Origin of the sequence: Paraburkholderia silvatlantica (assembly GCF_003096715.1) — a bacterium.
Classification (GTDB): domain Bacteria; phylum Pseudomonadota; class Gammaproteobacteria; order Burkholderiales; family Burkholderiaceae; genus Paraburkholderia; species Paraburkholderia silvatlantica.
This window is the reverse complement of sequence record NZ_QEOL01000004.1, coordinates 1-17,665: the sequence shown is the minus strand read 5'-3', so window position 1 is coordinate 17,665 and position 17,665 is coordinate 1. Positions and strand designations below refer to the sequence as shown.

The window sequence follows — 17,665 nt, the reverse complement described above, 5'->3', positions numbered from 1 at the left end:
TTTCGGTGCGCCAGCCGGTGCTCCAGGCGATCAGGCAGGCTTCGCCTTGCCCCCGCCCTTGCCGCTCTTCTTCGGAGGCGGCGGGGGCGGGTCGCCCTCCATGTCGTCGGCGGCAATTTCGCCCGCGATTTCGTCGACCGGCGCCGCCGTTTTCTTCGCCTTCTTCGCCGGTTTGCTCTCCTTCACATCGGGCGGCACGGCGGCCTTGCTGATCGTGACTTCGCCGTTCGTCTTGTCGTAGCCGATCTCGACGGTATCGCCGGACTGCAGCGCGTCGCCGAGTATCTCTTTGGCAAGACGCGTTTCCACTTCCTGGCGAATCTGCCGCTTGAGTTCGCGCGCGCCGAACTCCGGCTGATAGCCGGCCTCCACGAGATGATCGACGAGCGTCTCGCCCATCAGGAGCGTGATGCCCTGCGCGGCCGCCGTGCGCGTGACGCGTTCGAGCTGGATCTGCACGATCGCGCGGATGTTCTCGCGCGAGAGCGCATGAAAGACGATGATTTCGTCGATGCGATTGAGGAACTCGGGCCGGAAATGGCCCTTGAGCACCTTCATGAGTTCGGCGCGGATCGTCTTGTCGTCGAGGCGCGACTTCTCGGGGCGCTCGAGGTTGTCCATGATGATCGACGCGCCCAGGTTGCTCGTGGCGATCAGGATCGTGTTGCTGAAGTCGACCACGCGGCCTTTGCCGTCGGTTAGCCGCCCGTCGTCGAACACTTGCAGCAGCACGTTGTAGACATCGGCGTGCGCCTTCTCGATCTCGTCGAGCAGAATCACGCTGTATGGGCGGCGCCGCACGCGCTCGGTAAGCTGGCCGCCTTCGTCGTAGCCCACGTAGCCCGGCGGCGCGCCGATGAGCCGCGCCACCGCATGACGCTCCATGTACTCGCTCATGTCGATGCGAATGATGGCCTGCTCGTCGCCGAACACGGTTTCCGCCAGCGCCTTCGCAAGTTCGGTCTTGCCCACGCCGGTCGGCCCGAGGAACAGGAAGGTCGCAATCGGCCGGTTCGACTGACCGAGCCCCGCGCGCGAAAGGCGCACGGCGTCGCTCACGGCGACCACGGCGTCCTCCTGGCCTACCACGCGCTCGCGCAGCGTCGCTTCCATGTTGAGCAGCTTCTGGCGCTCTTCCTGGGTCAGATCCGCCACCGGAATGCCGGTGAGGCGCGACACGACCTCGGCGATCGACGCCACCGTGACTTCGAGCGTTTCCGAACCCGTCTTGCGCTGCCACGCCTCGGTCAACTCTTCGAGTTTTTCCTGCTTTTCGTTGATGCGCGCCTCGAAACCCTTGGCCTCGTCGAAGCGCTTGCGCGAAGCCGCGTAGTCCTGCTCGCGCTTGAGCTGCGCGATCTCCGCTTCGAGTTCCTGCATCTCGGCCGGGCGCGAGGTCGAACCGATGCGCACGCGCGCCGCTGCCTGATCGATGAGATCGATCGCCTTGTCGGGCAAGAAGCGCGAGGTGATGTAGCGGTCCGACAGCTCGGCGGCGGCCACGAAGGCGTCGTCGGCGAAGGTCACCTGATGGTGGGCTTCGAGCTTGTCGCGCAGGCCCCGCAGGATCACGATGGTTTGCTCGACCGTAGGCTCCGGCACGAGCACGGGCTGAAAGCGCCGTTCGAGCGCCGCGTCCTTCTCGATGTACTTTTGATACTCGTTCAGCGTCGTGGCGCCAATGAGGCTCAACTCGCCGCGCGCGAGAGCGGGCTTGAGCACGTTGGCGATGTCGAGCCCGCCTTCGCCGCCACCCTGTCCCGCGCCGACGATCGTGTGCAACTCGTCGATGAAGAGAATCAGTTCGTCGTGCTTCGCGCTCACCTCGTCGATCAGCTGCTTCGCGCGTTCCTCGAATTCGCCGCGGTACTTCGCGCCCGCGACCATCGAGTTGATGTTCACCTCCACGAGCCGCTTGCCGCGCAGCACCTCCGGCACGTCGCCATTGACGATGCGCTGTGCGAGCCCTTCCACGATGGCGGTCTTGCCCACGCCGGGCTCGCCGATCAGCACCGGGTTGTTCTTCTTGCGCCGCGCGAGCACCTCGATCGTGCTCTCGATTTCCTGCGCGCGGCCCAGCACCGGATCGAGCTTGCCTTGCCGCGCCATGGCCGTCAGGTCGCGGCCGAACTTGTCGAGCGTGGGCGTGCCCGTAGGCGCATCGACGCGGCCGTCTTCGGCGCCCTTGCCCACCACCTTCACGACCTTCTGGCGCAGCGCCTCGGGCGTCACACCGTACTTCTTGAGCAGCGCGCCCGCAATGCTGTCGGGCACCGCGGCGAGACCGATCAGCAGATGCTCGGGGCCGACGTACGAGTGACCGAGATCGCGCGATGCCTGAAACGCGAACTGAAACGCTTTTTTCAGGCGCGGCGAAATCGTCATCCTGTCGATGGACGCGTCGGGCGACGCCGTACCCTTTTGCGCATGCTGATCGATATAGGCCTTGATGTCCTGCGGCGAGAGCTTCAACTCTTTGAGGAGTGCGGCACAAACATCGGTGTCCGCGAGCACGTACAACAGGTGTTCCGTGTCGAGCTCATTGCGCTGCAGTTCATGGGCCTTTTCCGCGGCGCGCTGCAGGATTTCGAGCGTCTGCTCGCTGAACGCATCGGTCGCGTCCACGGATTCGCGCGGCACCTCGGCGGCGAGGTCGTGCCCCTCGTCGTCGCGCTCGTCCTCGGTGCCTTGTCCGCCGAAAAAGCGCGACAGGCCGCTGCCGCCCAGCAGCGAATCGAACGGGTTGAGCATGCTTTGGTGACGCATCAACTGGCGGTAGTCGTAGTCGCAGATCGACATGGACCTGCGCTGCCCGTTTTGCACGACAGTCACGCGCGCGACTGCGGGCCGGGCATTACAGATTTCGCAAAGAGTAGGCATGGTCGGCTTGTCTCCAGGAGGACCGGCATCGCGGCGGCGAAGTCGGCAAGGCGCTGGCACAACCTCGCGGCATGATTCGGTGCAACGCGACAGCGCATGCAGCGGTAAAGCGACAAATCGGCGAGCACGCGCGGGAACGCATTGCAGCGGCGTGCCATGGTTGACGACGGCCTTGCGCACGGCAATGACTCGCGCACATCTCGCGCTCGCTGCGTGCAAACGCCGCCCTGCACAGGTGCGCACGATTGTGGCAGGAATCGATCGCCGGCGCGTCGAACATGCGCCGCCCGGTGCGACGTCCGCCATCGGCCACACGCACAAGAAAAAGGGCGGGACATGAGTCCCGCCCTGAGAGCGCGCTCGGGGCGCGCGAGGAGAGCAACTGCGCGTGGCAGTTATCCGCTGGCGATACGTCGCGGTGTCACGCGCGATGCAAGAACACGGTCATCTTCTTCACAGCGATATCAGGTTTGCAATCGTGTCTGTCACGCGCTGCTCAGCGGCGGTTCGAGCCCGACACCACGTCGATCCACACGGCAAGCACGAGAATGCCGCCCTTCACAATCATCTGCCAATACGCGTCCACGTCGAGCATCGACATGCCGTTGTCGAGGCTCGCCATCACGAGTGCGCCGATCAGCGCGCCATACACGGTGCCTGACCCGCCGCGCATCGACGTGCCGCCGATAAAGCACGCCGCGATCGCGTCGAGTTCGCCCATCGTGCCCGCCGAGGGCGAACCCGCCGCGAGACGCGCCGTATTGACGATGCCCGCGAACGCACACATGAGGCCCATGAGCGCAAAGATGGCGAGCTTCACGCGGTTCGTGTTGACGCCCGAAAGACGTGTGGCCTCAAGGTTCGAGCCCACCGCGTAGATACGCCGGCCGAACACGGTTTGCGTGGCGATCCATGTGAAGATGCCGAGCAGCGCGAGCAGCAGCAGGACGGGCACCGGAATGCCGCCGTAGCTGTCGAGCATCAGCACGAATGCAAGCAGAATCGCGCCCGCGCCGACGATCTTCATGCCGTCTTGCCAGAGCGGCACGACGCTCAGCTGATAGCGCCTGCGGTTCGCGCGCTGGCGCACCGTGAGCACGGCGAGCAGCACGAAGAGCGCGAGCGCCAGCACGTCGCCCGCCACGCGCGGCAGATAGCCCTGGCCGAGAAACACGAAGTGATCGGACACCGGCGCGATCGTCGAGCCGCCCGTGATGCCGAGCAGCACGCCGCGAAACGCGAGCATGCCGCCGAGCCCCACGATGAACGACGGCACACGACGGTACGTCGACCACCAGCCGTTGAAGAGTCCGACGAGCACGCCGAGCACGAGCACCGCCGGCACGGTCACGCCGATGGGCCAGCCGCGATTCACGTCGAGGATCGCCGCGACGCCGCCGAGCAGGCCCAGCAGGGAGCCGACCGAAAGATCGATCTCGCCCGCGATGATGACGAACACCATGCCGCACGCGAGCATCCCGGTGATCGACATCTGCCGCAGCAGGTTCGAAACGTTGCGCGGCGTGACGAACGCGCCATGCGTGAGCAGCGAAAAGAACAGCCAGATCACCGCCACTGCGAGCAGCAGCGCGAGGATCTTGTAGCGCGCGAAGAGTTGCTGGAAACGCATGGCGAAGCCGTTGCCGCCTGGCTGCTGGTCTTCGCGTGCGCCTTGGGTCGTGACGTCGGGGGTCATACTGCACTCGCTGTATCGGGTTGGGCGCGCACGCTCTGGATCGCCGCGCCAAGAATGTCTTCCTGCGTGAGGCCGTCGTTGACGAAGTCGCCGCGCAACTCGCCCTCGCCGATCACGAGTACGCGGTCGCTGATGCCCAGCACTTCGGGCAGTTCGGACGACACCATCACGATCGCCACGCCGCGTTTGGCCAGCTGGAAGATCAGCTTGTAGATCTCGTACTTCGCGCCGACGTCCACGCCGCGCGTGGGCTCGTCGAGGATCAGCACCTTCGGGTCGGTGAGCAGCATCTTGGTGAGCACTGCCTTCTGCTGATTGCCGCCCGAGAGGCTCGCAATCGACAGCATGGGGTTCGCCGCGCGCACCGAAAGGCGCTGCATCTCCGTGCGGATCGTGTCGAGCTCGGCGGCCGTGTCGATGCGACCGTGCCGGGAAAAGCGCTGCAGCACCGAGAGCGTGATGTTGTGGCCCACGCCCAGTTGCGGCACGATGCCGTGACGCTTGCGGTCCTCGGGCACCATGGCGATGCCCGCGTTGATCGCGTCGAGCGGCGAGCGGATTTTCAGTTGCCTGCCTTCGAGCAGGACCGTTGCCGTGCATGCGCCCGCGTACGCACCGAAGATCGCCTGCATCGTTTCCGTGCGGCCCGCGCCAACCAGTCCAGCCACGCCGAGGATCTCTCCGCGGCGCACCGAGAACGAGACGTCGTCCACGCGCTTGCGGCGCGGGTTCGTCACGTCATGGCAGGTCACGTTGTGGGCCTCGAACACGACCTCGCCGATATCGTGCGGCTCGCGCGGAAAGAGATTGCGGATCTCGCGCCCCACCATCATCGCTATGATGCGGTCGGTGGTGAGCGTCGCCATCGGCTCGGTGGCCACGTGACGGCCATCGCGAATCACACTCACCGTGTCGCACACGGCTTCGACTTCGTCGAGCTTGTGCGAGATGTAGACGCACGCCACGCCGCGGCGCTTCAGGTCGCGCACGATGTCGAGCAGGATCTTCGTTTCCGCCGCCGTAAGCGATGACGACGGCTCGTCGAGAATCAGCAGCTTCGCGCGCTTGTTCAGCGCCTTCGCGATCTCGATGAGCTGTTGATGGCCGCCGCCATAGTTCATCACCGGCTGCGCCACGTTGATGGCGTCGATGTTCAGCTCGCGCAACAATTCGTCGGCGCGCTGGTACATCGCCGCGTAATTCATGCGGCCGCCCGGGAGCGTGATTTCGTTGCCGAGAAAAATGTTCTCCGCGACAGATAACTCAGGCACGAGCATCAGTTCCTGGTGGATGATGACGATGCCCGCGCGTTCGGTGTCGCGCACGCTTTGCGCTTCGAGCGGCGCGCCTTCCCAACGGATCTCGCCGCTCCAGGTGCCATGCGGGTACACGCCCGAGAGCACTTTCATGAGCGTGGATTTGCCGGCGCCGTTCTCACCGCACAGCCCCACGCATTCGCCGGGCCGCACCGTGAGGTCGATGCCGTCGAGCGCTTTCACGCCCGCAAAAGACTTGACGATGCCGCGCATCGTCAGCAAGGGTTCGGTCATACGCTGGTTACTCGCTGCGATGGCCCGCACGCGACGCATTGACCACCTTCGTCACTACTTTCGTAGCCACGGTCATGTCGCGCGCGGGCCGTCAGGCCATAGGCGTTACTGGCTGGCCAGTTGCGCCTGCGTGTAGAAGCCGTCCTTCACGACGACGTCGACGTTGCTCTTCGTGAGCAGCGTCGGCTGCAGCAGCACCGTATCGACCTTCTTCTTGCCGTTGTCGTACTGCGAGTTGTACGCGGGCTTCTGGCCCTTCGCGAGATCGACAGCGAGCTTCGCGGCTTCGCCCGCGATGAGCTTGAGCGGCTTGTAGACCGTCATGGTCTGCGTGCCCGCCACCACGCGCTTGACCGCGGCGAGGTCCGCGTCCTGGCCCGACACCGGCACCTTGCCCGCGAGATGCTGCGCGGCGAGCGCCTGGATCGCGCCGCCGGCCGTGCCGTCGTTCGAGGCGACGACTGCGTCGATCTTGTTGTTGTTCGCGGTGAGCGCGTCTTCCATGATGCGCAGCGCCGTCGAAGCGCTCCACTCCGGCACCCACTGCTGGCCGACCACCTTGATGTCGCCACGGTCGATGGCGGGCTTGAGGACCTTCAGTTGTCCTGCACGCAGCATCTTCGCGTTGTTGTCGGTGGGCGCGCCGCCCAGCAGGAAGTAGTTGCCCTTGGGCTGCGCGTCGTAGACGCCCTTCGCCTGGAGCTCGCCCACCTTCTCGTTGTCGAAGGAGATATACGCGTCGATATCGGCGTCGAGAATCAGGCGGTCATACGAAACGACCTTGATGCCTGCCTTCTTCGCTTCGGCGACGACATTGCCGAGCGTCTTCGAGTTGAACGGCACGATCACGATGACATCGACGCCACGCGAAATGAGGTTCTCGATCTGCGAGATCTGGCGTTCTTCGCTGGCATCGGCCGACTGTACCGACACCTTCGCGCCCATCTTTTCCGCGGCAGCGACGAAATAGTCGCGGTCGCGCGACCAGCGCTCGACACGCAGGTCGTCGATACAGAAGCCGATCTCCGGATGATCCTTGCTCGCATGTGCAAGCGGTGCGGCAAGCGACAGGCTCGCGAGCACGGCCCCGCACACGAGCGAACTCAGAACCGAACGACGTTTGGCGAAATTCATGTCTCCATACTCCTCTTGATGCCGATGCGCAGGCACGCGTGAACGCGTCGCTGCCGCGGCGATGGTTTTCAGGTTGTTGCCGATGCAATTGCGGAACACACGCAAAACGGCACAGCGTGCGGTATAACCGTAGGACTACCAATCGACTGCACGACTACACTGGCCGTGCAGTTTTTTCTTCGCCGGCGCCGCTAATCAGGCGCCGGTTGTGAAAACCGGTTCGAGCGCGCGATACAGCGCGCCAAAGGTTGGACGGCGCGCCTCGCGATACCACGCGTGGCGGGCGGCGTCGGGTTCGCGAACCGCCAGCACGGGCGGCTGCGGGCACACGTCGTCGAGTGTCGCGCCCGGCTCGATTGCGAGATGCGCAAGGCGCGCGGCGCCCAGCGCCGGACCTACCTCACCGCCCGCGCGCAGCGTGAGCGCACGGCCGCTGATATCGGCGAGCATCTGCGTCCACCAGGCACTGCGCGAGCCGCCGCCGATTACGGTGATCGTGTCGGGCACGAGCCCCGCCGCGTGCAGCGCGTCCATGCCGTCGAGCAGCGCGAAGCCTACCCCCTCCAGGGTGGCGTTGGCGAGATCGGCGCGCGAGGTCTGCGGGGTCATGCCGTAGAACACGCCCTTCGCGTTGACGTTGTTGTGCGGCGTGCGCTCGCCGCTGAGATACGGCAGGAACCACGGCCGGCGCGCGTCGCGCCCGGCGTTCGCGTTCGCTTGCGCATCGGCGAGCAACGCGGCAACGCTTTCGTAGCCCGTCAATTGCGCCGTGAAGTCGAGGCAACTGGCCGCGTTGAGCATCACCGACATCAGGTGCCACGTGTGCGGCAATGCGTGACAGAAGCTGTGCACGGCGGAATCGGGATTGGCGAGAAAGCCGTCCGAAACCGCGAAATAGACGCCCGACGTGCCGAGCGAAAGCATCGCGTCGCCGGGCCGCACGATGCCCACGCCCACGGCGCCCGCCGCGTTGTCGCCACCGCCCGCCACGACCGGAATGTCGCGCAGGCCGAATTGGCGCGCGAGTTCGGGCCGCAGCGTGCCGGTCACCTGGTTGCCTTCGAATACGTCCGGCATGTGTGCATGCGTGAGATCGCACGCCGCAAGCAAGGTCTCGCTATAGTCGCGCTTCGCGATGTCGAGCCACAGCGTGCCGGCGGCATCGGACGCATCGGTGGCGAATACGCCCGTGAGCAGCCAGCGCAAATAGTCCTTCGGCAACAGCACGTGCGCGATGCGCGCGAAGATCTCCGGCTCGTGCTTGCGCACCCATAACAGCTTCGGCGCCGTGAACCCCGGCATCGCGAGATTGCCCGCTATGGCATGCAACTGCGGCACGGCGCGTTCCAGTTCGATACATTCGGTATCCGAACGACCGTCGTTCCACAGAATGGCCGGACGAAGCACCTCGCCCTGCGCGTCGAGCAGCGTCGCACCGTGCATCTGGCCGGTCAGGCCGAGCGCCTCGATGCGCGCCGGGTCGATGCCGCGCCCGCGCGCCTCGTCGACGAGTGCGCGCAATGCGCTCTGCGTGGCGAGCCACCAGTCTTGCGGCGCCTGCTCGGACCAGCGCGGCTGCGGCCGGCTCACGGTGAGCGGCGCGCTCGCGCTGCCGAGCACATCGCCCGCGCGGTCGAGCAGCACGGCCTTCACGCCCGACGTGCCGAGGTCGATACCGATGAACATGTCTCCGTCCTGATTTTTTGCGTCAGTTTGCCTTCAACGGCAAGCTGCGCAATTGCGAATTTGACGGCGCGCGCTAATGTTTTTTCGCGCGCCGTGGCACGGCTAGCGCTGACCGTAGATGGCCTGGTTCACGACATTCTCGAGCCGCTCCTGCTGACCGCTCGCGTGCTGCGGATTCATGCCGTGCGCGAGTGCATCGGCGGCGAGCGACGAGAGCGAATAGCCGCCTGCGAGAATCTTGCGGCCAAACTCGCTGTCCCAGCCCGCGTAACGCTGGCTGCGGAACTGCTCGAGCCGGTCGTTTTCCACGAGCGCAGCACCGCGCTCGAGGGCCAGCGCGAGCACGTCGATCGCGCCCACGTGACCATAGAACATGTCTTCCGGATCGATGCTCGCGCGGCGCACCTTCGCGTCGAAGTTCATGCCGCCCGTCGTAAAGCCGCCGTGGCGCAGGATCTCGTAGAGCGCGAGCGTCAGTTCTTCGACGCTGTTCGGGAACTGGTCCGTGTCCCAGCCGTTTTGCGGGTCGCCGCGATTCGCGTCGACACTGCCGAACACGCCCAGAGCGAACGCCGTGGCGATTTCGTGATGGAACGAGTGGCCCGCGAGCGTCGCGTGATTCGCCTCGATATTCACGCGGATTTCGTTTTGCAAACCATATTGCGTGAGGAAGCCGTGCACCGTCGCAACGTCATAGTCGTACTGGTGCTTGGTCGGCTCCTGCGGCTTCGGCTCGATCAGCAGCGTGCCGGTAAAGCCGATGCGATGCTTGTGCTCGACCACCATCGAAAGAAAGCGTGCGAACTGCTCGCGCTCGCGCTTGAGGTCGGTATTGAGCAGCGTGTCATAGCCTTCGCGGCCGCCCCACAGCACGTAGTTCTCGCCGCCCAGCTTGCGCGTCGCGTCGAGCGCATGACAAACCTGAGCGGCCGCGTACGCAAAGACTTCGGGGTTGGGGTTCGTGGCGGCGCCGCCGGCGTAGCGCGGATTCGAGAACAGGTTGGCGGTGCCCCAGAGCAGCTTCACACCGCTCGCCTGCTGGCGCTCGCCAAGGTAGTCGGCCATGCGCTTGAAGTTTTCCGTGTAGTCCTTCAGGTCCTTGCCTTCCGGAGCGACATCGGTGTCATGGAACGTGTAGTAAGGCGTGCCGAGCTTCGAGAAAAATTCGAACGCCGCGTCGGCCTTCTGGCGCGCGCGCTCCATGGCGTCGCCCGGCTGCTGCCACGGGCGGTGAAACGCCCCCTGGCCGAAAATGTCGTTGCCGGGCCAGACGAACGAATGCCAGTAGCACACCGCAATGCGCAGATGCTCCTCGAGCGTCTTGCCGAGCACCTTTTTGGTACGGTCGTAGTGATGGTACGCAAGCGGGTTGTCCGACTGCGGGCCTTCGTATCGAATGGCGGGAATATGTTCGAAATACGACATGATGTCTCCAATGTTGTTGCAGCGCAGCGGCGCAGCGTGCATCCCTCTGTGTGACGTCATACTGCCCGCGACGCGCAAAGTGCGGCAATTGCGAAATTGCGTGAGACCTTTAATGTTTCCTGCCGACCGGCGCGGCCGGTGCGCCCGCGAACCCGAATGTGGGCCTAAAATAGCCGGACGCTTAAAACGACGCGCCACCGGCGCGAGAGACATCGTAGCGCGGCGCTCATTTGCGTGCACCGCGCCCGAACTGGAGACAGTGCGGCTTTCCGCAGGCGCACCAAGCCGGGCGAACAGCCGCCGCACGACATGACCCGCGCCCCCGCTTCCCAGACGCCCCACCGCATCGCGCTGCTCTTCAACGCGAATAAGGTGTACGACCGCGAGATCATTGCGGGAATTGGCCACTATCTGCACTCCACGCGCGTCGCTTGGGACCTCTTTCTCGAGGAAGACTTCCGCTGCCGCCTGGCGGGCATCGAGCGCTTCGACGGGGACGGCATCATCGCCGACTTCGACGACCCCGACGTGGCCGACGCCCTGCGCGGCTGCCCGCTGCCGGTGGTCGCCGTGGGCTCGTCATTCGAAGATGCGGCCCAGTACCCGGCCGACGTGCCCTATATCGCGACCGACAACCGCAAACTGGTCTCGCTCGCGTGGACGCATCTGATCGGCGCGGGCCTGCCGAATCTCGCGATGTACAGCCTGCCCGTCGCGCAAGAAAACCGCTGGGCGCAGGAGCGCGAGCTGGCGTTTCAGGCGCTCGCCCGCGAAGAAGGCCTGCAGGCGCCGATCTACCGGGGCCAGGCCACCAGCGCCAGCGCCTGGAACCAGGCCATCGAGCAGTTGAGCGTCTGGCTGCACAGCCTGCCCAAGCCCGTGGGCGTGATCGCCGTGACGGACGCACGCGCGCGGCATTTGCTGCAGGCGTGTCTGATTCACGGCATTGCCGTGCCTGAGCAGGTGGCGATCATCGGCATCGACAACGATCCGCTCACCCGCACGCTCACGCGCATTCCGCTCTCGTCGGTCATCCAGGGCACGGAGGAAATGGGCAAGACCGCCGCCCACCTGCTGCACCAGATGCTGCGCGGCGCACGTTTTCCGGGCCAACGCATCCTGGTTCCGCCCGTGGGCATCAACGTGCTCGCATCGACCCGGCACGAACCGCTGTCGAGCCCGCATGTCATGCGTGCGCGCCACTTCATCCGCCAGTACGCTTGCCAGGGCATCAAGACCGAGCAGGTGGCCGACTATGTGGGCGTCTCGCGCTCGTCGCTGGAAGACTATTTCCGGCGTGAACTGCAGTGCACGGTCCACCAGGAGATCCTGCGCCACAAACTCGACGCCGCGAAGGCGATGCTCGCGAGCCGCGACGCCTCGAGTGCGGAGGTGGCGATCCGCTGCGGATTCACGTCGCTCCAATACATGTATGCCGTATTCCGGCGCGAACTGGGATGCACGCCGCGCGAATATCAGGACAGCGTCGCGAACGCTTCGGACCCGCGTCTGTCCACTTGATGAAGCGGCTTCGGCTTTCCCGGACAATCACGCTTTCTTCATACGTTCCCTTCAGCTCATGAACACTCTTGCTGCCCATCTGACCTCCGAACCGTGGGGCGCCCTGCCCGGCGGCGACGCCGTGCGGCTCTACACGCTGCGCAACGCGCAGGGCATGAAGGTGACGATCAGCGACCTCGGCGCGACGCTCGTCTCATGGCTCGCGCCCGATCGCGCCGGCCGCCTCGCGGACATCATGCTCGGCCACGACACGCCGGCGGACTATCTCGCCGCCACCACGTATATGGGCGGCGTAGTCGGGCGCTGGGCCAACCGCATCGCGGGTGCGCATTTCACGCTGGACGGAATCGACTATCCGCTCGATCGCAACGAGAACGGCAATCTGCTGCACGGCGGCGCGAACGGCTTTCATCGGCAGATGTGGCAGGTGGAAGAGGATCGGGGGTCGCTCGTGCTGCGGCTCGACTCGCCCGAAGGCGACGGCGGCTTTCCCGGCAACGTGAGCGTGCAGGTGCGCTATACGCTCGACGACGAAGGCGCGCTCACGCTCGAATACGAAGGCGTGACCGACGCGCCTACGCCACTGAATCTCACGAGCCACGGCTACTTCAACCTCTCCGGCGAGGTGAGCCCGGACATTCGCGGCCATGTGCTGACGATCGACGCGGACGCCTTCCTCGAGGTCGATCCGCAGCTGATTCCCGTGCGCATCGCCGACGTCTCGGGCAGCGCCTTCGACTTCCGCCATGGCGCGCCGCTCGGCGCGCGGCTCGACTGGCCGCACGCCCAGCTCGAGCGCGCACGCGGTTTCGACCACTGCTACGTGCTGCGCGCGCCCGAAAGCACGGCAGGCACGCTGCATGCCGCGCCGGGGCGTTGGCCGGTGCGGCCGGTGGCGCGCGTCTACGAGCCCGGCAGCGGGCGCGAGCTTGCCGTCTCGACCGACCAGCGCGGCCTGCAGCTCTATACGGGGAATTATCTGGAGGGGCAGCCGGGACGCCGGGGCGCGACGTGCGCGCGCTATGCGGGGCTTTGCCTCGAAGCGGGCGGCTTCCCGAACCAGATCAACATGGAAGCGCCCGCCTGCGACGAAGTGGTGCTGCAGCCCGGCAAGACCTATCGGCAAGTCACGCAATACCGCGTGAGCGTGCTCGCCTGAAGCCGGGCGCGAGGCCTCAGGACACCTTGTCGTACTGATACACGCCGCGGCCGGTCTTGCGGCCGAGCTGGCCAGCCGCGACCATCTCGCGCAGCAGCGGGCACGCACGATACTTCGAGTCGCCGAAGTCCTTCAGGAACACATCCATCACCGAAAGACACACGTCGAGGCCGATCAGGTCCGCCAGCGCGAGCGGGCCGATCGGATGATTGGCGCCGAGCTTCATGCCGGCGTCGATTTCCTCGGCGCTCGCAATGCCTTCCGCGAGCACGAAAAACGCTTCGTTGATCATCGGCACCAGAATGCGGTTCACCACGAAGCCCGGCGCGTTCTTCACGGCGATCGGCGTCTTCCCGAGGCGCAGCGCCATTTCGCGTACCGACTCGGCCACGTCCGGCCGCGTCTGCAGGCCGCGGATCACCTCGACGAGCGGCATCATCGGCACCGGGTTGAAGAAGTGCATGCCGATGAAGCGCGACGGGTCGGCGAGCGTGGTCGCGAGCGCCGTGATCGAGATCGACGAGGTGTTCGATGCGACGATCGCGTCGGGGCGGGCCGCGGCCTCGATCTGCTTGAGAATGCGCGTCTTGAGCTCGGCGTTCTCGGTCGCCGCCTCGATCACGAGATCGACGCTGCCGAGGCGCGGGTAGTCGGTGGTCGTCTCGATGCGTGCGAGCGCGGCGTCGCGTGCGCCGGCCTCGAGCTTGCCCTTCGAGACGAGCCGCTCGAGGCTATGGGTGAGCGTGGCGACGCCCCTGGCGAGCGCCGCATCGGTGACGTCGATCATCACCGCCTTGAGCCCCGCCACCGCCACCGCCTGGGCGATGCCGTTGCCCATCGTGCCTGCGCCCACGATCCCTACCGATTCGATTGCCATGCCTCGTCCTCACTCCTTGTCTGCGACCCCGGCGTGTCGCTATGGAAAATGCCGGTCGTGCGGCGCAACGCGTGGTGCACCGCACCAATACCCACAGTGTAACGGGTTGCGGGAATCGACCGGCGCTCGCGTGACGGGGGGCTCGCCGGCGACCCGTTGGCGCCCTAAAAGTTGTACTGGAAGTAGATCTGGCTGAAGTTCGTACCCGGATTCGGCTCCTTGATATCCGCGTTCGACAAATGCTGGAAACGGAACCCGGCCTGATAGTTCCCATGCTCGCCGAACTGCGCGCCAACGCCGACCATGTCGACGAACTGGAACGACGTCGATGTCGCGCGATCTGGCGTCTGCCGGACATGCGAGAGAAAGTGCAAGCCCACGCCTGCCTCGATGAACGGCTTGAACCAGCCGCTGTCCTTGATGAAGCGAAAAACCGGCGTCACGCCGTATTCCCAGATATGCGAGTAGACGGCATCCGGCGCGTTCAGCTTCCAGTAGGCGACGTGCGCCTCGCCAACCAGCGTGAAGTGATAGCCGCCGATGTGCCACCACTGCAGGCCCGGATCCCACACGAGACCGAGGTCGAGCTTTTTCACGTCGTGGTCCGCTACGCCCGCTCCGAGCTGCACGCCGAACGTGTTGTCCGCTTGCGCGCTCGCCGCGCCAAAGGCGCAAAGCGCGGTGAGCGCCCCGCGCACTGCGTGAGCGTGCCAGACGAATCTTCTTGCTTTCATCTATTTCCCCGATTCAATCGATTCAGCATGACGCCATGCATCGGGCACAACCACGGTTTGCGCGGATTCGGTATCGGTGCAAATTCCATACAAAACGCACTACGCACTTGTCCTTTGGACAGAACAAATACGTCCACGCTCCAATGTTCACAAATGACCGGCACGCATATGAGAGCGAAGTTTAGCGTCGGAAAATCGAACGCGCTCGTTGACGCGCCAATGGACCGCGCACACGCGAGCCCTTGTGGCTCGATAAAGGCTGACTGACAGCTTTCGGTTTCTGATATTGAGCTGGGCTACTGCTGTGCGTAAAACCGGCATGACGTCTGGGCCCGGGCATTCCCGAACAACGCCCAATGCGCCGCGCAGCTGTACTCAAATTGAGCACAGACAACGCGTAGGCCGCTTGCATAATCCGCGTGAATTGTGATCCGCGGCAAACGGCAACGTCATAACCCTTGCCACGCTCACGTCCCGGTGCTTGGGAGGAGACGCATGAGCCCAATCCCGCGAGGGCATGCTTCGCGCGTGCCGCAAACGTCGGCGCAAGCGCAGCCAAACTGCGCAGCCGCCACCGAGCGAGTCACGCGCAAGGTCTCGCCGCCTACATCGCGTGCGGCATTCCGGGCAATCTCATGCTCGCGCGCGTGGGTGCGCGCCGCTGGATCAGCTTCATCATGATCGCGTGGGGCCTCGCCTCCACCGCGACGATATTCGCCACCAGCGCTGCCACGCCCTACTGGCTGCGCATGCTGACGGCGCAAGGCGGCGCACCGCTCGTGCAGTTGCGTGGCGTGTGCCTGGTATCAGCGGAGTCGTACACGGCGATGTCGATCTTCTGGACGACGCCCGATCAGGCGTGCACGCCGCAGGCGCGCGCAGTGGGTATTGCCGTGATCCATGCGATCGGCAATATTTGACTGATCCGGCTCGTCGGGCGCAGCGTTGCGGCTCGCCTGCATGGCGGCTCACAACGCACCCGCTTCGCGCGCCTCGTACGCGCGCCGCCCTGTTAGCGTTCCGCGCCTGCCCCACTGCGGCGCGCAGTGAAGCCCGGCAAGCGCTTCACGAAGCCGGTCGCGAGCGCGGTGCCCACGAGGATCGCCGCACACGCCTCGACCATGCCCATCGACACGCGCTCGCCGAGAAAGAGCGCGCCCCACAGAATGCCGAAGATCGGAATCACGAACGTCACCGTGATCGCGCGCGCCGGGCCCACCGCGGCGATCAGGCGGAAGAACAACAGATACGCGATACCCGTGCACGCCACGCCGAGACCCAGCACCGCGCCCCATGCATGCAGCGAGATGGGTGCAGCAGGCCAGGTTGCCACGGCGAACGGCGCGAGCACGAGCGTTGCGCCCGTCATCGTCCCGGCAGCGACCGTGAGTGGATCGACGCCCGTGAGATGGCGCTTCGTGTAGCTCGCGGCAACGCCGTACAGCGCCGCTGCAACCAGCGCCGCGAGGGCGGCGAGCGCAGCGCCGGTGGGTGACGCGCCGTCGCCGGCGTGCGTCACGACCTGATCCCACACCAGCGCAAGCACACCCGCGAAGCCGATCGCGAGCCCGGCCACGCGCAATCCGCTCAGACGATCCTTGAGCCAGACATACGCGACGACCGCCCCCCACAGCGGCGTAGTCGCGTTGATCACCGACGTGACGCCCGCGGAGAGCGTAAGCTCGGCCCACGCGAAGAGACAGAACGGCGCGGCCGAATTGAGGATGCCGACAATGAAAAGCGGCCACGCGCGTTCGCGCAGCGTGCCGAGCGCTTCGCGTGCGGGGCGGCGCGAAAACAGCACCAGCAGCAGGAACAGCGCGCCGATGCCGACGCGCAGCGCCATCAGCGGCGCGACGCCGAAGTCGGTCACGCCGACGCGGATGAACAGAAACGACCCGCCCCATAGGGCGGCGAGGAAGACCAGTTGCGCGAGTTCGATCGGGTTCATGTGAAGTGGCGCTGAGTGAGCACGGGGTTGCGCGCGGGCGCGCGTTTGCACGAATCACCGGCGCGAAGGTACGCGTATCGTAAGGCGAGCGGCACGCGCCGTATAACGAAGGATTCTCACCGATATGTGAGAAAAATTGACAGCCGAATCTTGCGGTGTCATTCGTGTGCTTCCTGCGCGCTCCTTACGTTTCTTGTGCTTTATGTCGCGACGCACACAAGACAAAGCCCGCGTAATCTTTCGATTACGCGGGCTCTATTCTGGTCGGGGCGAGAGGATTTGAACCTCCGACCACCTGCACCCCATGCTATTAATTAGTGGATTTCCGAAGATCGCACATGATCGCAACGGAACACAAAAATATATAAAATACAGTGACTTGTGATGGATTTTCTGCCCCAGAAGATCCGCCGAGTTCCACGGACAGCCAGCCAATTCGGTGGGGTAAAAGTGGGGTAAAAATCTACGGTGGCCTGTATGGGTAAGATCACGGTTAAGGAGCTTGAAGCACTCACTGCGGGCGATGACGGTCGCGGTCTCCGAGAAGATGGCGGAATCGTCGGCCGTGTCCGTGCAGGTCGACGCGGCGTTACCGTGCTCTTCCGATACGAATTCAAGCTTGGAGCAGACAAGAAGGATCACTCATTGGGCTCATGGCCCAAAAAGAGCCTCGCCGACATCCGAGCCGAACGCGATCGGATGCGGGTCAGCGTCGCTGACGGCATCGACCCGGCTGCAGCTAGGAAAGCGGGACGGATCGAGAGGCAAAACGCTGTCGAAGCCACGCTCGCCGAAGCCGAGCGGCAGCGTAGCCAATCGTTGACCGTACAAGACCTCTTCGACGAATGGATAAAAAACGGCGTCGCAAGAAGGGATGGGAACAAGGAGTTGCGCCGCCAGTTTGAGAAAGACGTGCTTCCCGTCATCGGCCACATCGAACTGCGGAAATTGACCGACTGAGGTTGACCCGGTTCGACGGACGGATCTGCAGTTGGTTTTAGCCAGGTATGGATCCTCCTGTTGCGTCGCGGGTTGTCCACGGCCGGGCGGCG

General features: G+C 64.9%; 13 protein-coding genes. 4 read left to right on the top strand and 9 right to left on the bottom strand.

Annotated features, from left to right (window positions below):
• Positions 1–30: 30 nt before the first annotated feature.
• From C7411_RS06515 to xylA, 6 genes are all read right to left on the bottom strand, one after another.
• On the bottom strand, positions 31–2,880 hold the full coding sequence (locus tag C7411_RS06515; RefSeq protein WP_110388660.1) for an ATP-dependent Clp protease ATP-binding subunit: 2,850 nt from the start codon (positions 2,878–2,880) through the stop codon (positions 31–33).
• 496 nt (positions 2,881–3,376) lie between these two features.
• Positions 3,377–4,576, bottom strand: coding sequence for a sugar ABC transporter permease (locus tag C7411_RS06510; protein WP_110388659.1), 1,200 nt, complete (start codon positions 4,574–4,576; stop codon positions 3,377–3,379).
• The gene (gene xylG, locus C7411_RS06505; protein WP_444964338.1) at positions 4,573–6,114 is read right to left on the bottom strand and encodes a D-xylose ABC transporter ATP-binding protein; all 1,542 of its coding nucleotides are present in this window, start codon (positions 6,112–6,114) and stop codon (positions 4,573–4,575) included. The genes C7411_RS06510 and xylG overlap by 4 nt, the downstream gene beginning before the upstream one ends.
• A gap of 117 nt (positions 6,115–6,231) precedes the next feature.
• Positions 6,232–7,260: a D-xylose ABC transporter substrate-binding protein gene (xylF, locus tag C7411_RS06500; RefSeq protein ID WP_110388684.1), complete on the bottom strand. Its 1,029-nt coding sequence runs from the start codon at positions 7,258–7,260 to the stop codon at positions 6,232–6,234.
• A 195-nt stretch (positions 7,261–7,455) separates the two neighbouring features.
• Positions 7,456–8,946, bottom strand: a complete 1,491-nt coding sequence (gene xylB / locus C7411_RS06495) for a xylulokinase (RefSeq protein WP_110388657.1) — start codon at positions 8,944–8,946, stop codon at positions 7,456–7,458.
• Positions 8,947–9,048: 102 nt separating this feature from the next.
• Complete coding sequence (gene xylA / locus C7411_RS06490; RefSeq protein WP_110388683.1) at positions 9,049–10,371, bottom strand: xylose isomerase; 1,323 nt, start codon at positions 10,369–10,371, stop codon at positions 9,049–9,051.
• 309 nt (positions 10,372–10,680) lie between these two features.
• Here xylA and C7411_RS06485 point away from each other — a divergent pair, with 309 nt between their 5' ends.
• Positions 10,681–11,892 carry a XylR family transcriptional regulator gene (locus C7411_RS06485; protein ID WP_110388656.1) on the top strand — a complete coding sequence of 404 codons (1,212 nt, stop codon included), beginning with the start codon at positions 10,681–10,683 and terminating at the stop codon, positions 11,890–11,892.
• Between the two features lie 58 nt (positions 11,893–11,950).
• Complete coding sequence (locus C7411_RS06480) at positions 11,951–13,051, top strand: aldose epimerase family protein (RefSeq protein ID WP_110388655.1); 1,101 nt, start codon at positions 11,951–11,953, stop codon at positions 13,049–13,051.
• 16 nt (positions 13,052–13,067) lie between these two features.
• Here C7411_RS06480 and C7411_RS06475 read toward each other — a convergent pair whose 3' ends face one another.
• Both C7411_RS06475 and C7411_RS06470 read right to left on the bottom strand, forming a co-directional pair.
• Positions 13,068–13,928, bottom strand: coding sequence for a 3-hydroxybutyryl-CoA dehydrogenase (locus C7411_RS06475; protein WP_110388654.1), 861 nt, complete (start codon positions 13,926–13,928; stop codon positions 13,068–13,070).
• Positions 13,929–14,092: 164 nt separating this feature from the next.
• On the bottom strand, positions 14,093–14,662 hold the full coding sequence (locus C7411_RS06470) for an acyloxyacyl hydrolase (RefSeq protein ID WP_110388653.1): 570 nt from the start codon (positions 14,660–14,662) through the stop codon (positions 14,093–14,095).
• 458 nt (positions 14,663–15,120) lie between these two features.
• Between C7411_RS06470 and C7411_RS38070 the strand changes: the two genes are divergently transcribed.
• Positions 15,121–15,582 (top strand): hypothetical protein, encoded by a 462-nt coding sequence (locus tag C7411_RS38070; RefSeq protein ID WP_243413075.1) that lies wholly within the window; start codon positions 15,121–15,123, stop codon positions 15,580–15,582.
• A 92-nt stretch (positions 15,583–15,674) separates the two neighbouring features.
• Here C7411_RS38070 and C7411_RS06455 read toward each other — a convergent pair whose 3' ends face one another.
• Positions 15,675–16,613, bottom strand: a complete 939-nt coding sequence (locus C7411_RS06455) for a DMT family transporter (RefSeq protein ID WP_110388652.1) — start codon at positions 16,611–16,613, stop codon at positions 15,675–15,677.
• A gap of 477 nt (positions 16,614–17,090) precedes the next feature.
• Here C7411_RS06455 and C7411_RS06450 point away from each other — a divergent pair, with 477 nt between their 5' ends.
• The gene (locus C7411_RS06450; protein WP_110388651.1) at positions 17,091–17,573 is read left to right on the top strand and encodes an integrase arm-type DNA-binding domain-containing protein; all 483 of its coding nucleotides are present in this window, start codon (positions 17,091–17,093) and stop codon (positions 17,571–17,573) included.
• The last annotated feature ends 92 nt before the right edge of the window (positions 17,574–17,665 follow it).

Excerpts from the sequence above, each read along its gene's own strand:
- C7411_RS06475 (WP_110388654.1), bottom strand. The coding sequence starts at position 13,928 with ATGGCAATCGAATCGGTAGGGATCGTGGGCGCAGGCACGATGGGCAAC.
- C7411_RS06480 (WP_110388655.1), top strand. The coding sequence starts at position 11,951 with ATGAACACTCTTGCTGCCCATCTGACCTCCGAACCGTGGGGCGCCCTG.
- xylB (WP_110388657.1), bottom strand. The coding sequence starts at position 8,946 with ATGTTCATCGGTATCGACCTCGGCACGTCGGGCGTGAAGGCCGTGCTG.
- C7411_RS06515 (WP_110388660.1), bottom strand. The coding sequence starts at position 2,880 with ATGCCTACTCTTTGCGAAATCTGTAATGCCCGGCCCGCAGTCGCGCGC.
- C7411_RS06455 (WP_110388652.1), bottom strand. The coding sequence starts at position 16,613 with ATGAACCCGATCGAACTCGCGCAACTGGTCTTCCTCGCCGCCCTATGG.
- xylA (WP_110388683.1), bottom strand. The coding sequence starts at position 10,371 with ATGTCGTATTTCGAACATATTCCCGCCATTCGATACGAAGGCCCGCAG.
- C7411_RS06470 (WP_110388653.1), bottom strand. The coding sequence starts at position 14,662 with ATGAAAGCAAGAAGATTCGTCTGGCACGCTCACGCAGTGCGCGGGGCG.
- xylF (WP_110388684.1), bottom strand. The coding sequence starts at position 7,260 with ATGAATTTCGCCAAACGTCGTTCGGTTCTGAGTTCGCTCGTGTGCGGG.
- C7411_RS06485 (WP_110388656.1), top strand. The coding sequence starts at position 10,681 with ATGACCCGCGCCCCCGCTTCCCAGACGCCCCACCGCATCGCGCTGCTC.
- C7411_RS06450 (WP_110388651.1), top strand. The coding sequence starts at position 17,091 with ATGGGTAAGATCACGGTTAAGGAGCTTGAAGCACTCACTGCGGGCGAT.
- C7411_RS06510 (WP_110388659.1), bottom strand. The coding sequence starts at position 4,576 with ATGACCCCCGACGTCACGACCCAAGGCGCACGCGAAGACCAGCAGCCA.